The 14,834-nt window shown below is 59.4% G+C and carries 10 protein-coding genes and 1 pseudogene; 4 read left to right on the top strand and 7 right to left on the bottom strand.

Translation table 11 applies throughout. From position 1 onward, the window contains the following. A pseudogene (locus HMPREF2944_RS01980) lies at positions 1-438 on the bottom strand (hypothetical protein); the annotation flags it as partial. 302 nt (positions 439-740) lie between these two features. On the opposite strand from HMPREF2944_RS01980, the gene HMPREF2944_RS01975 reads away from it, so the two are divergent. Together HMPREF2944_RS01975 and HMPREF2944_RS01970 are read left to right on the top strand one after the other, a co-directional pair. Next, complete coding sequence (locus HMPREF2944_RS01975; RefSeq protein ID WP_070679974.1) at positions 741-2,243, top strand: cation:proton antiporter domain-containing protein; 1,503 nt, start codon at positions 741-743, stop codon at positions 2,241-2,243. Between the two features lie 590 nt (positions 2,244-2,833). Beyond that, positions 2,834-4,393 (top strand): molybdopterin-dependent oxidoreductase, encoded by a 1,560-nt coding sequence (locus tag HMPREF2944_RS01970; RefSeq protein WP_049347398.1) that lies wholly within the window; start codon positions 2,834-2,836, stop codon positions 4,391-4,393. Between the two features lie 420 nt (positions 4,394-4,813). Here HMPREF2944_RS01970 and HMPREF2944_RS01965 read toward each other — a convergent pair whose 3' ends face one another. Genes HMPREF2944_RS01965 through HMPREF2944_RS01955 form a run of 3 tightly spaced genes read right to left on the bottom strand, consistent with a single transcriptional unit; the run spans position 4,814 to position 7,900 of the window. Beyond that, a complete protein-coding gene (locus HMPREF2944_RS01965; protein ID WP_049331623.1) occupies positions 4,814-5,461 on the bottom strand; it encodes a LutC/YkgG family protein in 648 nt (215 codons plus the stop codon). Then, a complete protein-coding gene (locus tag HMPREF2944_RS01960) occupies positions 5,461-7,089 on the bottom strand; it encodes a LutB/LldF family L-lactate oxidation iron-sulfur protein (RefSeq protein WP_049343183.1) in 1,629 nt (542 codons plus the stop codon). The genes HMPREF2944_RS01965 and HMPREF2944_RS01960 overlap by 1 nt, the downstream gene beginning before the upstream one ends. Before the next feature lie 16 nt (positions 7,090-7,105). Beyond that, complete coding sequence (locus tag HMPREF2944_RS01955) at positions 7,106-7,900, bottom strand: (Fe-S)-binding protein (RefSeq protein ID WP_049331619.1); 795 nt, start codon at positions 7,898-7,900, stop codon at positions 7,106-7,108. Positions 7,901-8,705: 805 nt separating this feature from the next. On the opposite strand from HMPREF2944_RS01955, the gene HMPREF2944_RS01950 reads away from it, so the two are divergent. Together HMPREF2944_RS01950 and HMPREF2944_RS01945 are read left to right on the top strand one after the other, a co-directional pair. Beyond that, positions 8,706-10,379: an L-lactate permease gene (locus HMPREF2944_RS01950; RefSeq protein ID WP_070679971.1), complete on the top strand. Its 1,674-nt coding sequence runs from the start codon at positions 8,706-8,708 to the stop codon at positions 10,377-10,379. A gap of 209 nt (positions 10,380-10,588) precedes the next feature. Then, the gene (locus tag HMPREF2944_RS01945) at positions 10,589-11,476 is read left to right on the top strand and encodes a FadR/GntR family transcriptional regulator (RefSeq protein WP_083313047.1); all 888 of its coding nucleotides are present in this window, start codon (positions 10,589-10,591) and stop codon (positions 11,474-11,476) included. Positions 11,477-11,581: 105 nt separating this feature from the next. Here the strand turns inward: HMPREF2944_RS01945 and HMPREF2944_RS01940 are convergent, their stop codons facing one another. From HMPREF2944_RS01940 to HMPREF2944_RS01930, 3 genes are read right to left on the bottom strand one after another with little or no spacing between them, the layout of a single operon-like run. After that, positions 11,582-12,739 (bottom strand): ABC transporter permease, encoded by a 1,158-nt coding sequence (locus HMPREF2944_RS01940; RefSeq protein ID WP_070679968.1) that lies wholly within the window; start codon positions 12,737-12,739, stop codon positions 11,582-11,584. Next, positions 12,740-13,516 (bottom strand): ABC transporter ATP-binding protein, encoded by a 777-nt coding sequence (locus HMPREF2944_RS01935; protein ID WP_070679966.1) that lies wholly within the window; start codon positions 13,514-13,516, stop codon positions 12,740-12,742. Position 13,517: 1 nt separating this feature from the next. After that, positions 13,518-14,732, bottom strand: coding sequence for a peptidoglycan-binding domain-containing protein (locus HMPREF2944_RS01930; RefSeq protein WP_070679964.1), 1,215 nt, complete (start codon positions 14,730-14,732; stop codon positions 13,518-13,520). Positions 14,733-14,834: the final 102 nt, after the last annotated feature.

Genomic DNA, 14,834 nt, shown 5'->3' with positions numbered 1-14,834 from the left:
CAGCAGGGTCAGGATTGCCAGGTGAATGAGCATATCGAAAGGCAGCGAGTATGCGAAGCCCTGGGCGGGCGTGGTCACGCCCGGTAGCGGAACGTAGGCCGCGCCCTGCACGACGGCGATGCCCAGCACGAGCAGGGCGAGGAAACGCACGATGGTCCCGGCGAAGAGCTGCGGGAAGCTTGCGGCGCGCGCATAGTGCCAGGCCGCGGCTCCAAGGATGGCGGCGAAGAGCGGCTCGGCGGGGGTGACCAGTTGCGGTACCCAGAACCTCCACGAGACGGGGATGAGCTGCAGCCAGTACCCGAAGGCGATGAGCAGGGTGAGCACGGCGTAGGCGCGGGCCAGGTCGAGTCCGAGGTCGCGTCGCGTTCCGCCGAGGGAAGCGGCACGCAGGGGGGAGCCGCCGGAAGTGGTGGACGCTGTGGTTCGTGCTGCCATGTGTCGCTCTTTCGGGTGGTTCAGTGTGGTGAGTGCGCACCGGGTGGCGATGCCTCCGGCACAGGTGTTAAGTGTAGCGTCGATTGCTGTGCGAGCCAGGGCGCGACCGGTGGAGCCCTCGTCACGTTGCCCGATGCTTCTTGTGTATCGACTTGCGTGTCGGTCTGCCGATATCCCACAGAGTGACGAGGTGAGAGGCTCTCGAATAGGAACGACGGTGTGAAGTATGTAGTATAGGTAGGTTCTTTAATGGCGTTCCCGGACACCGCCCACTATATTCTTTAGTCTGCATATGAGGTTCTATGTTTCCTACTCTGCTATCCCTTTTAACGGTGGCCCCGGAGGTTTCCGGTACTGTGCTCGCTTCGGGAACTACCCTGAGCGACGCCGCATCCGTTGGGAGTAACGCCCAGTTCATTTCCATTTTTTGGATTACGCTGGTCGCGTTGATTTCTCCAATACTTTCGCGGCTGACGGGCAAACGCATCCCCGATGTGGTGTTCCTGCTCATTTTTGGCATGCTCATCGGCCCGAACGTGCTGCATTTGGCCGGTACCGAGGGCGGCATCCCCCTGCTGAAGGAGCTTGGCCTGGGTATGCTTTTCCTCATTGCGGGCTTTGAGATTAACGTTTCCTCCCTGCGTAGCCGCCAGGGCTCTACCGCGCTGGTGACCTGGGGTGTGTGTTTTGGCTTGGGCATGTTGGGCGCAGCGCTGATCACCGGTTTCTCTCACGAGATGAATACCTATGTCGCGGTAGGCGTGGCGCTGAGCTCCACGGCGCTCGGCACCCTCTTGCCGATGCTGAAGTCGCACGGTGCGGCCGGCACGGCGGTTGGCAATGCGGTGCTGGTGCACGGAGCGGTGGGTGAGCTTCTGCCGGTTTTTGCTATTTCTCTGCTGCTTTCTTCGCGATCGCCGGGCATGGCGTTTGTGGTGCTACTGGCATTCATGGTCGTGGCTCTGGTGACGGCTCTGATTCCGCATCGCCTGTTTGCGCACCTGCCGGGTCTGCGCCAGATTATTGCGGCTGAAGCCAATACGACCGGCCAGACGATTCTGCGTCTTGCGATGTTCCTGCTCGCGACCCTTATCATGTGCACCGCCCTCTTCGATCTGGATGCGGTGCTGGGCGCCTTTGCGGCGGGCATTATCCTGCGTTCGCTGACTCCTCCCGCGGCTCTGCACCTGATTACGCGCCGTCTGGAGACGGTGGGTTTTGCCTTCACTATTCCGCTCTTCTTCGTGGTGAGTGGCATGGGCATCAGTGTTTCCGCGGTGGCTTCGAATCCGTTGGGCCTGGTCGCGGTGGTTCTGGGTATTCTGCTCTGCCGCGGCGTACCGGTGTTCCTGGCCGATGTGCTGGTGGATACTCGTTCGGGCCTGACCTCGAAGAGCCAGAAGGCCCAGATGGCTCTCTATTCTGCGGCCGGTCTGCCCATTATCGTGGCGGTGACGGAGGTTGCGACCAGTTCGGGTCTTCTGGAGGAGTCCACGTCCTCGCTGCTGGTGGCAGGTGGCGCCCTGACGGTTCTGCTCTTCCCTCTGCTTGCGCTGTCCATTCGTCGCGCTTTGGGTGATTCGGATTCCGCCTCGGAATCGCCGAGCCGTAAGGAGCAGATGAACGCAAAGAAGGCTCAGCGTAACGCGCAAGTGAAGCTGACAACCGGGCTCATCCCGACGGTCCGCGCCGAGGGCACGGCGCAGAGCCGCGATGAGGAGGGTGCCCCCACCCGCGCTACCGCGAAGAAGCGTGCGGTTGCGCGCTCCTCTTCTCGAGATTCTTCACGCAATCTCTCAGACTAGGTTCCTCCCGACCGCATAGAGTGGCTGTATTCCTACTCTGCGCCCATCGCGCTGAGTATAAGGTTACATCCACTCTATGTGGTTTTTGTCTATAAAACCCAAACACTCGCTATTCCTTGCATAATACCTCTATTCCCTCAAGTTTTTGCACTCCAGGCACTGAAGTAAACTTTCCAGGATGCTCTTTAGTGGACAGCTACCCTTGAGAACCCTGTTTATTCCTGCCTTCGGAGCCCTTTTTTCATTAAATTCGGATTTTTCACGCAAATATTACGAGACATGACGTGTCTTAGCTTTTGCGGGTGACAGCCTGTCTTATAAAATTGAAAGTACACAGGGCTCGGTCCCTAAACACACATAAAACAACTACATACGCAGAGCCGCTTCTGCCTTGGCAGGAGCTGGTGTGCACCCTCTCACACGGGGTGTGCTCTTGCCGGAGATATAGCACCCGTTATACCCCCGAAGGCTCTCAATGATGAGGAGGAATATATGAGCGAGAGAGTTTACTCTCCTTAGATAGCACCTCTAGGCCTCGCACTGAATCCTAACGATTGTCTGCACACACAGTCACTTCCGAAGGAAACATCATGCACCATCTACTCCTTACCGCGAGTACCGGTGGCGTGGAGCTGGACTTCCCGGCCTGGCTCCGAATTACCCACTTTATTAACTTCATTATGATGGGCTTCCTGATTCGTTCAGGTTGGGAAGTTCTCGCCTCTCACCCCCGTCTGTACTGGAACAACCACTGCACCCCGGGTTCCGAGTGGATTAAGTTCACCAAGGACAAGGTCCCTACCACCCCCGGCGCATTTACTGCCCGTGACGATCAGCGTTCCCTGTCGCCGCTCATCTCTCTGCCCGGCAAGGGCCAGATTGGTCTGGGCCGCGCATGGCACGCACTGGTCACCTTCATCTGGATTGCTAACGGCCTGATTTACGTGGGCCTGCTGTTCCTGACCGGTCAGTGGCGCCGCATCGTCCCCACCAGCTGGGACATCATTCCCCAGGCTTGGGAGTCCATCCAGATTTACGCTGGCCTGCATATCCCTTCGATTGAGCACTTCCAGCCCTACGATGCTCTGCAGCAGATTATGTACTTCACCGTGGTGTTCATCGTCGCACCGCTGATGATTGCAACCGGCCCCATTATGAGCCCGGCCTTCTGCGGTCGCTTCCCCGGCTACGTGCGCCTGTTCCGTAACCGCCAGACCGCCCGTTCCATCCACTTCCTGGGTATGGCCTTCTACTGCGTGTTCACCGTCATCCACGTGGCTCTGGTGTTCGTTGTTCACCCGCAGTACAACATCGCCCACATGATGCTGAACAAGCCCTACAACGAGATTGACGCTGCTCAGTTCGCACAGGCAGTGACCATGCTGATTGGCGGCATCGTCTTCGCTGTGGCCCTGTGGCTCCTGGCTTCCTACTGGTCCCTGCGCGACCTGCGATTCACCCAGACCTTCATTTGGGGTCTGACCCAGCCGATTCGTAACGTCCTGCTGGATCGCATCTCCTCGCGTCAGGTTCAGAAGAAGACCTTCACCGATGCTGACATCTCCCCCTTCCACTGGGTCAACACTCGTCCCCCGACAGAGCGTGAGAGCACCGAGTGGAACCGTTTGAAGGAGCAGGAGTTCGTTGACTACCGCCTCGAAATTGGCGGCCTGGTCAAGGAGCCGAAGTCCCTGAGCATCGACGACCTGAAGAAGCTCGGCAAGGAAGTCAACATCACCATGCACACCTGTATGCAGGGTTGGACCGGTATTGCTAAGTGGGAGGGCGTGCGCCTGCGCGATGTCCTCGCACTGGTAGAGAAGACCGACGAAGCTCGCTACGTCATGGTCACCTCCTTCGGCCACGTGGGCCACACCTACGACGGCCGCCCGACCGAACCCTACTACGAGTGCCTGGACGTCTCCATGGCAATGGAAGACGAAACCATCCTGGCATGGGGCATGAACGACAAGCCGCTGCCCGACGTTTACGGTGGCCCGCTCCGTCTGCGTGCTGACTCCATGCACGGCTACAAGATGGTGAAGTGGGTCAAGAAGATCGAGTGGATTAACGATTACCGCGACGTTGGCGACGGCCAGGGCGGTAGCCGTGAGGACTCCGGTCTGCAGCACTTCGACGCACGTGCCTAATTCGTAGCGCATCCTCTCAGACCATTCGGTCCGTGTGTATCTGGCGGACCCGGCTCTGAGGAGCACACACCCTGGGCGGGGGAAGAGCAATCTTCCCCCGCCCTTGTGTTTTATGCCCCCGCGCCGCGCATAGCCCAGCTGTCGATCCCCGGGGAACCCGCGAACAACTCGGCGGCCGTTCCCGCACCGGATATTTCGCGCAGAAGCGTCTATGCAGGAGCGCCTGTACAGGAGGTATTCTCTCAGCAGGAGCCTCGGCCGGAGCGCCGTAGCGCTGACTCGAGCACTCCTAAAACGCCATAGATTCTCCGCTGACGGCCTGAGATATATCGTGCGATAGGAAGGGATAGGCATAAACGTAAGGAACCGCCTAGCGGGCTTTGAAAGCCTGCTAGGCGGTTCCTTATCTAGAGGTTCCGCTTACTTGGCGTCGTAGATGATGACGTCCAGGGTACGGGGGCCGTGCACACCCTCCACGCGAATCAGCTCGATATCGCTGGTTGCGGAGGGGCCGGAGATCATGGTCACCGGGCGGGTGTAGGTGATACGCTCAATCGCCTCGGGCACCAGCTCCACCACGGTGGAACGCGGGACCACACAGATGTGGTGGTCGGGCACCAGGGTGATGGCGCGGCGGCCTTCCTCCGGGTTGGTGTTCAAGAAGATGGTACCGGTCTCTGCGCAAGAGACGGTCGAACCGGTCACCACGGCGTCCACGGCGTCCAGTTCCTTCAGGCTCAGGCAACCGGGCTTGAGGGTGCTACCGGAGTCGGTGACGTGCTTACGCTCGGCGGTATCGGCGGGCAGCCACTTCTTATCCAGGCCCTCGGGCACCACGTAGGTGGACTTCTCACCCAGGCGCTCCGCGATAACCTCGGAGATGTTCTCCGGGGTGGCGAAGAAGACGTTAGCCTTGTAGTCGATCAGACGGCCGACGAGCATGTCGATGGTCTGCTCCTCGGTCAGCTCGCTGACGCGACGGTAGTTACGAACCGGCTCCGGTGCGGGGCCTACGCCCTCGAGAGAGGAGCGGATGCGTGCGAGGATATCTTCCTTAGCAGAGGACATTAGTTGTTCTCCTTAGCTTCGCGGGCTTCCTGAGCAGCCTTAGCGTTTGCAGCCGCTTCAGCTGCCTTACCCTTGTTGGCCTCGATGAGTGCCTGAATGTCAACGCGCGGTGCGTTATCGCGTGCCGCGGTCTTACCCTTCTCCTTCTTCCACCAGTTGCGGAAGGATTCCTTGGGAGGCTCGGGGATGTCGCGGTACTCGGTCCAACCGCCGACGATACCGGGAACAGCGGTGATCTTGTGCTTGCGACCGGCGATGAGGCGGGACATGGGCAGACCGCGCTCCGCGACCGACATCATCTTGCCGGAGGTGAAGAGCTTCTTCGCGCCGAGCATCATGGCGTCCATCTGCGAGAAGGGAGCCTTCTTGTTACCCTCGAACTCGCGAACGGCGTGCTTGGACTCGACATCCTTGGCGCGCAGGTGCACGAGAACCTCGGGGAAGTTAATCTTCACGGGGCAAACCTCGAAGCACGCACCGCAGAGCGAGGATGCGTAGGGCAGCGAGTTGTTGTGCGCAGCCTCGATACCGGAGAGCTGCGGGGACAGAATCGCGCCGATGGGGCCCGGGTAGGTGGAGCCGTAGGCGTGACCGCCGGCGCGCTCGTACACGGGGCACACGTTCATGCAGGCGGAGCAACGGATGCAACGCAGAGCCTGGCGGCCAACCTCGTCGGCCAGAACGGCGGTACGACCGTTGTCGATGAGGATGACGTGCATGTTCTGCGGGCCGTCACCGGGGGTGACGCCGGTCCACATGGAGGTGTAGGGGTTCATGCGCTCACCGGTGGAGGAACGGGGCAGCAGCTGCAGGAAGGCCTCGTAGTCCTGGAAGGTGGGCAGAATCTTCTCGATACCCATGAAGGTAATCAGGGTGTCGGGCAGGGTGAGGCACATACGGCCGTTACCCTCGGACTCCACGATGGTCAGGGTACCGGTCTCGGCGATGCCGAAGTTAGTGCCGGAGACTGCCACGGTGGTGTTCAGGAACTTGTTGCGCAGGCGGTTACGGGATGCCTCTGCCAGTTCTGCCGGCTCATCGGTGATGTCCGGGTTGATACCCTCAATCTCGCGCAGGAAGATGTCGCGAATCTCGCGGCGGTTGCGGTGAATTGCGGGCACCAGAATGTGGGAGGGGCGGTCGTGGCCCAGCTGCACGATTTCCTCGGCGAGGTCGGTCTCGATGGCGTTAATGCCGTTTTCCTCGAGGAACTCGTTCAGACCGGTCTCTGCGGTTGCCATGGACTTGATCTTGATGATTTCGTCCACGCCCTGCTCGCGGATCAGGTCCAGGGCGATCTGGTTTGCCTCGGAGGCGTTGCGGGCCCAGTGCACGTGGCCACCGGCAGCGGTGAAGTTGCGCTCGAACTGCTCGAGCAGCTCGGGGAGGTTTGCCAGAACGTAGTTCTTGACGCTCTCACCGGTGTTGCGCAGCTCCTGCCAGTCGGGCAGCTCTGCGGTGACGCGGGCGCGCTTGTTACGAATCGCGTGGGTCACGAAGCGCAGGTTGGAGCGCAGCTGCTCGTTCTTGAGCTCTTCCTTGGCGTACTTGGGGAAGGGGATTTCTTCGAAAATGTTGCCCTCGCCGTAATGAACGACCTTGGGCATACCAAGCTGAATAGCGGTCATGAGGTCTTGTCTTTCCTTAGGCGATTGAGAGCTCGATGTTCTTCGAGTCAATCTTGAGCGGGTTTTCCTTGGTGGAGGCGAGGATCTCAGCGAAGTGAATGGTCTTCACGTCGGAGCCGCGGCGCGAGAGCGCACCACCGATGTTCATGAGGCAGGAGCAGTCACCACCGGTGCAGATGGATGCGCCGGTTGCCTCGACGTTGTCGGCCTTGTCGTTGACCATGGCGCCGGAAACATCGGGGTTCTTGAAGGAGAAGGTACCGCCGAAGCCGCAGCACTGGTCCATGCCCTCAATCTGGGTGTACTTGATACCCTCAACGGTGCGGACCAGGTCCTGCTGGCGGGTGCCCAGGCGGAGCAGACGCATACCGTGGCAGGAGCTGTGGTAGGTGACGTGCTCGGGGAAGTATGAGCCGAGCTGCTCGGCTGCGTTAGTGATGCCGAGGACGTCAATCAGCAGCTGGGAGAGCTCGAAGGTGCGAGAGGCAATCTGCTCGGCCTTCAGGGCCAGGGCCTCATCGCCGCGGCTGCGGGCTACCATAGCCTGCTGGTCGCGCAGGGAGGCAACGCAGGAGCCCGAGGGGGCAACGGCCACATCCCAGTCCCAGGAGTCGAAGGCCTCGACGTGGTTCTTGATAATTTCGTAGCCGTCGTCGAAGTAACCCGAGTTGACGTGCATCTGGGAGCAACAGGTCTGGTTCGGGGGGAAGACAACCTCGTGGCCCAGGCGCTCAAGAATTTCGACGGTGGCGCGAGCTACGCGGGGGTACATGCCGTCAACAATGCACGTGGAGAAGAGTGCAATACGCATGACTTGCCGTCCTTTCCTCTGTATTCAGAGTTTCTCGGTCTCACCGCCTGCGTCTGGGGCAGGCGGAGCATTGTTCTGCGTACTTTGCCGGGCTGTTGGTGGGATACCCATAAGCACGAACAGACGGTGCACGCCCCAAGTGGAGGTGGGATGCGGTGGGATCAGAAACCGTGGTGATGTCTTATCTAGTCCTTGCTATTTAACACTGTTACGTTTCTTTTCTCTACTCGGAATAGGGCATACTTTCCTTGTTAAATAAAGGGTTAGGTCATCCTGACTCTAAGGTACACTTTCTTACCTTCCGGTATATGTGACCCCATCTCTTCTTGAATCGCGAATCAGAGCATCTCGCCGGAGCGTATTTGAACGCTCATCAAACGCAGATATACAATGTGAGAATTCGCGGAAAATAGGCACAAACCCCCTTTCTTTCAATGTTTTAGGGGCATTATTTTTCACGAAACCAACAATCGGTGTGCATTTTTCCCGCGTCACATTCGATTCCCTGCCATGCAGAAATGGGCACCCATAGGTCGGTCTCGCGAGTTGCGTGTCAGAACCTGGAATTAACTATCAGCGCCGCAATATAGCGGCAAATTCACAGAAAAATTTCGAGCCCGACCCGCTCGACGGCCTGTAACGAAGCTGCGTGCTTTTGGCGAAACCGCAATACGTCGGGTATGGTTCTATACATGCGATGAATGGTCTGACCACATCCCCCGCGAGAGAACAAAGATCCGTTCGCTCACGCATCATCAAATGGTCAGACCATACACAAGACACACCCTGAACCAAAGGAGTTCCAGTGGAAACTTACACCGCTGTAACCAACGCAGTTGGAGGTAGCCTCGGGCTAAGCGCGCTCGTCGCAACGATCCCCCTCCTCACCTTCTTTGTCATGCTGCTGGGCGTCAAGGCACGCGCCCACTGGTCCGCAATCGTGGCCCTGGTAGCATCCATCCTCGTGGCAGTCCTCGGCTTCCACATGCCCGCAGATCTCGGCGGCCTGAGCGCCGTCCGCGGCGCCATCTACGGCCTGGTCATCTGCTGGGTGATTCTGGGAGCCATCTGGTTCTACCAGATCACCGTTCTCTCCGGTCGATTCGAAGACCTGCGCCGCGTGTTTGACCGCCTCGGCGGCGGCGACCTGCGCATCCAGGCCATCCTGATTGCCTTCTGCTTCGGTGGTCTGCTCGAGGCACTGGCTGGCTTCGGCGCTCCCGTTGCAATTACCGCAACCATGATTCTGGCCCTGGGCGTTAAGCCCCTCAAGGCTGCTATTACCGTGCTGCTCGCTAACACCGCACCCGTGGCATTCGGTGCCGTCGCCGTCCCGATTACCACCGCTGGTGACGTTGGTGGCAAGGACGCTCACATGATTGCAACCATCGTTGGTCACCAGGCTCCGTTCCTGGCAATGCTCGTTCCGCTCATCCTGCTGGTCATCCTGGACGGCATGAAGGGCCTGAAGGACGCTTGGCTGCCCGCACTGGTCATCGGCGTTTCCTTCGCTATCGCACAGTGGGTCACCGCCGCTACCCCCGCATACAACCTGACCGACGTTGTTGCCTGCATCGTCTCCATGGGCGTTGCCGTGATCTTCCTGCAGTTCTGGAAGCCCCGCGGCGTCGAGGGCGTCCGCGAGCGCTACGGCCTGCCCGCACAGGGCGAAGAGAAGGAAGCCCTGCCCGCCGTTCGTATCTGGATGGCACTGCTGCCCTACCTGATCGTGGTCATCATCTTCGGTGTCGCTAACCTGCACGCCGGTCTGAAGGCATGGCTGAAGGGCTTCGTCCTCAAGATTGACATTCAGGCACTGAGCTCCCGCCTGGTCACCGCCGACGGCAAGCCCGTCAAGGACGCCGTCTACAACTTCGCGTGGATGTCCAACCCCGGCACCCTGCTGATCATCTCCGGTCTGGTTGTTGCTGTCGTCTACTTCTTCTTCAACGAGAAGGGCCGCTACGCCTTCAAGTTCCCGGCAATCTTCACCGAGTTCGGTTCCGTCGTCTACCGCATGCGCTGGTCCATCCTGACCATTGCTTCGGTTCTGGCACTGGCCTACGTCATGAACTTCTCCGGTCAGACCATCGCTATGGGTACCTTCCTGGCGGGTCTGGGCACCGTCTACGCAGTGCTGGCTCCGGCCCTGGGCTGGATCGGTACCGCTGTGACCGGTTCGGACACCAGCGCCAACGCACTGTTCTCCAAGCTGCAGGTGTCTGCTGCTGAGAACCTGCAGCACGCAGGTATCCACGGCGCAACCCCCGAGCTCATGCTGGCTGCTAACACCACCGGTGGTGTGGTCGGTAAGATGATCTCCCCGCAGTCGCTGGCTATTGCTGCTACCTCCGTGGACATGGAAGGCAAGGAATCCGACATCCTCAAGGCTGTCCTCCCCTGGTCCTTCGCAATGCTCGTGGTCGTCTGCGTCCTGGTCTTCCTGCAGACCAACGTGCTGTCCTTCATGATTCCCTAATCTGAAGCTCAGGTTTTAGAGAGTTCCTGGAGCATCCGCTTCACGAACAGTAGGACATTCGCCCCGGTTTGACCGGAGGCCACAGCGGGGCGGCGTACCTTTCCGGTATCGCCGCCCCGCTTTCTTTGTCCCTCGGCTTCCCTTCACTTCGCTTCAGCCGCTCGGAGCTTCCGCTCTTCCATACTCCCCCCTCGTTATTAGGAGATTTCATGCCGCAGACTTCTCAGGATGACCTTCGGCCCGGTGCCTCCCCATCCGATGCGACAGCGTCCGAGCCGGTTCAGCCTGCGCGGCTCCACGCTCATGAACCAATCCTGAAGGACCGCAGCTACAGCATCGTTCTGGAGACTTTTGAGCGTCGCCTGCGTCTGGGTGAGCTACGCGTGGGCGATAAGCTCCCCTCCGAGCGTGAGCTGGCGGCGCGGTACGGCATTTCCCGCCCCTCGGTGCGTGAGGGGCTGCGGGTTCTAAATGCGCTGGGTCTGATTCGCTCGAGCACGGGTTCGGGCCCGAAGTCGGGTGCAATCATCATTTCGGAGCCTTCGGATGCGCTCAGCTGGGCGCTACGCATGCACATTGCGACCCGTAGCCTGCCGGTGAAGGACGTTGTCTCAACCCGCCTGCTGTTGGAGGGCCCGGCGGCGCGTGCGGCGGCGGCTGCACCGGATTCCCCGGAGCGTGAGGCGGCGTTGGAGCGGGCGCGCGTGCACCTTACGGAGATGGATGAGCAGATTAGTGATGAGCGTTTCCATTTCTGCGATACGCGTTTTCACTATGAACTGTCGAAGCTCGGCGGCAATATTGTGCTTGATACGGTCATTGACTCTCTGCACATGGCAACGATGAGTTATGTGCAGGAGGCGGTTCCTTTCCTGAAGGATTGGGAGGCGGTCAAGCGCACGTTGCAGGAGCAGCATTACGGCATTATTGAGGCGATCACTTCGCACGATGAGCAGGCCGCCTATGAGCGGGTGTGCGAGCACATTACGTGGTTCTATTCGCTGTCTGACAGGGCTGCGGAGGAGCGGGCGCGGCAGCATCCAGCGCGGGATATTCTGCACGAGGATTTGTGCCACGAAGGCGTGCACGACAGCTAAGGTGTACCCCTCACTTGCGTATCTCGCTCTCATAAACCCACATAGCTAAGGGCGGTGCCCCGGAAGACTGATCTTCCGGGGCACCGCCCTTTAATCGCTAGGCACTTATTGTAGGAGTTCGAGCGGCTGAACCTTCGTTGCCGCGTAGGCGGGCAATGCACCCGCCACGATGCCCACACCCAAGCCGAGGAAAGGAATCCCTAGGATAAGGGGCGGCAGAGATAGCGCCCATCCGTTGAGAAGGCACACAACCCAGGAACCGAGAATACCGAGGATGAAGCCTCCAAGAGCGCCCAGGGCCCCGAGGAGGGCCGCCTCCGCCAGGAAGCTCACCGCCACATCTCGCCGTCCCAACCCTAATGCACGGTTAATGCCGATTTCCCTGCGGCGTTCCCAGACCGAAATCTGCATGGTCATCACAATGCCGAAGCTTGTCGAGACGATAAGAACTGCCAGGATGATGGTCGTAAGAGCTCGGCTATCCTTCGTCAAGGAAGCACGAAGAGTCACCGGTGAAGGCGGAATCTCAATGTTTGTATCAACGGGGGCGCGCTGCGGATCGAGTACCTGCTTGAGCTGTTCCGCGACCGTATCTGCACTTCCTGGATTCACGATGACGTCCATACCGCGTTGCAGGGTGTGGGTTTGCGGCAAGAAAGTGGAGGTGGTCGGCAGGATAAGAGCGCTACTGAGAGCAGCGTTTTTGCCGCCGTCACGGATAATGCCGAGCACGTAGGCTCGCATTCCGTTGACCTCAATCATGTTCCGCCCGGGCTCAGCGCTGACCCCTAGCTCTTTCGCGAGGGCGACGCCCAGATAGACGGTAGGTTCACCGGGGCGTTCGCGGGCAGGCTCCGAAAAGTGCCCTTCGACAATGTGCGCACCTCGTGCTTTCAAACCTGCTTCTGAAACGATTGCGAGGGGTGTTTGTTGGCCCTCCTGCCCCGGCCTGTTGACCTGTGGACGCGTTGTCTGCGTATCGATGGTGACTGTACCGGCAGCTTTGACCTCTGGAACTTGGTTAACGCGCCAGAGCAGTTCATCCTCCGGTATATCCCAGGTCTGCGGCTGGAGGCGCACACCGAGCCGGGTGGAATCGTAACTGGCCAGCTGCGAGCTCGTATTGAGCGCCGATGACTCGCTGACGCCCACCAGCATGATGATGGTGGTTGTTCCCGCGAGCATCGCCAGTACCGTGAGCAGGTTGCGGCGCCAACGGCGAACAACTGCAAGGAGAGCGTAGTGAAGGTTGTTCCTTAGCATCTATCCTCCCCTGACAACGGGTTCTTTGAGCGATTGGTGGGCCGGATCTTCGGGACGAGTGAGTTCGGGGCTAACGAGCATCCCATCGACCATGTGTAGTTGCCGGTCGCAGCGAGCCGCGATATCGGGTTCATGGGTGATTATGACCAGGCTTTGCTTCTCCGCACGGCCGGCGAGGAGCAGATCCAACACCTTGTGAGAGTTTTCCGTGTCGAGGTTTCCTGTAGGCTCATCGCATAGCAGGATGCGCGGGGCGCAAGCTAACGCACGCGCAACCGCGACTCGTTGCTGTTCACCACCGGACATGTTGCGTGGAAGAACCTCCAGGCGGTGCCCCAGACCCACCTGTTCGAGTGCCTGTAACGCACGCTGATGTGCTTGACGGCCCGGTACGCCGCGCATCCGGAGGGTGTGGGCAATGTTCTCGGTGGCGTTCAGATGAGCAATGAGGTGGTACGCCTGAAAGACAAAAGCGATGTGCTCACGGCGTGCCACTGTTCGCTCGGCATCGCTGGCGGTGCCCATGTTTTGGCCCAGTATTTTCAGCTCACCTTCAGAGGGCTGATCGAGTAGCCCGATGATAGAGAGGAGCGTAGATTTTCCACTTCCGGAGGCGCCGGTAATGGCCACCGATTCGCCTTCATGAAGGCTGAGGGTTGCGTTTTTAAGCGCCCAGGTGGAGGGCGGGAAGAAACGCGCAATATTATGGCACTCGATATTAGGTTTTGAGGCGGTAGCGCTCGTGGGGAGGGCACGTTCTGTCTCGTGATGAGGCATTTTAGCGCTCCTTCAGCTTCACGACGGTACCTGCCTTGAGTTCTGCAGCGGGGTTGACGAGCTCGCAGATTCCGGCGGAGCACACACCGAGGGTGACGGGAACGCTCTGACCGTTCTCCAGGGTGATGGAGTGCGTTCCGTTTTCTTCGGTTTTGACGGCGGCTTCAAGCACTGCGAGGGCGTTTTCAGCGCCTCGGTTGAGAGTGACGGTTGCTTGAAAACGTGTTGATGCCGTCGTGTTTTCCGGCAAGTCGATTTTGATGGGGTAGCGTTTCCGTGCGGTAGCTCCCTGCGCGGAGGTATCGCTGTTAGGTCGCGCGTTGTTCTGCACACCGTTGGAGGCACCTGCGTTAGCGCCGCCGTCAGCGTTAGTTGAGCCTTCGGGTGTGAGGGCCGCGCCCAGGGTGCCTTCGAGCGGACTTCCGTTATCGGTAAGAATCTGGACTTTCTGTCCCTCAGCGAGTTCATTGCTGAGAGCGCTACCGTCCGCGGAGAGTACCAGACGGTACCCACCCGCGGATAGGGTGCACAGCGCCGGAGTTGAGGTTTGGCCTTTGGTGCCGCAGCTGTTGTCTACGGTGTATTCATTGCCGTCAGCGAAGAGGTATTCAGAGAGCAGCAGTGCGGTGCTGTAGCGTCCTTCTTCGGTTCGGTCAGTATCCCCGGGAGGGTAGTAGCCACGGTCCAGGTAGAAACGGTAGACAGCGTTGGCGGTTGCTTCACCGTAGTTTCCTTCCTCATCCCAGATACTGTAGCCGAGTGATTCTAGAGCTTCTTGGAGCTGTTTAACATCATCGCCGCGAGCGCCTACGGCAAGGTCGCGGTAGGCGGGAATACTACCCTTGAACGCAATGATGGGACGCTCATTGATAGTGGTGATAATTGAGCCGTTACTCAGCTGGGTACCCGCCTTGGCGCCGTCCCTGGTCACCACTCCTTGAGGGGTTCCTACGGTGTAGCTTCGGGCGGGTGACACGCTGACTTCTCCCGAATAGGTGCGGGTAACAGTCTGCGCGCTGATTCGGGTTGTTAGTTGCGCGGCGCGGGACGGCTGCGCATTGGATTCAACATTGGTGCGTAGCCCCGTATTAAGGGCGTAGATGGAGAACCCGCCGGTGATGACGAGCAGAATAACGAGCACCGGAACCAGGTAGGCGCGTACGGTTGCCGTTGTAGCGGCGCGGCGGGGGTTTTCTGAACTCTGCTGCGTGTTCATGGGTTCACCTTTCTGCGGTGAAATATGGGGTGGGATTAGAGGTAATTGCTGAGGGAAACAACGTGGCGGGGACTGAATAAAGGGGTGTATCCTCTGCCCTCA

The sequence above is a fragment of the Rothia sp. HMSC072E10 genome (assembly GCF_001813965.1).
Classification (GTDB): domain Bacteria; phylum Actinomycetota; class Actinomycetes; order Actinomycetales; family Micrococcaceae; genus Rothia; species Rothia mucilaginosa_A.
The sequence above is the reverse complement of the archived record's forward strand: the minus strand, read 5'-3'. Positions and strand labels throughout refer to the sequence as shown.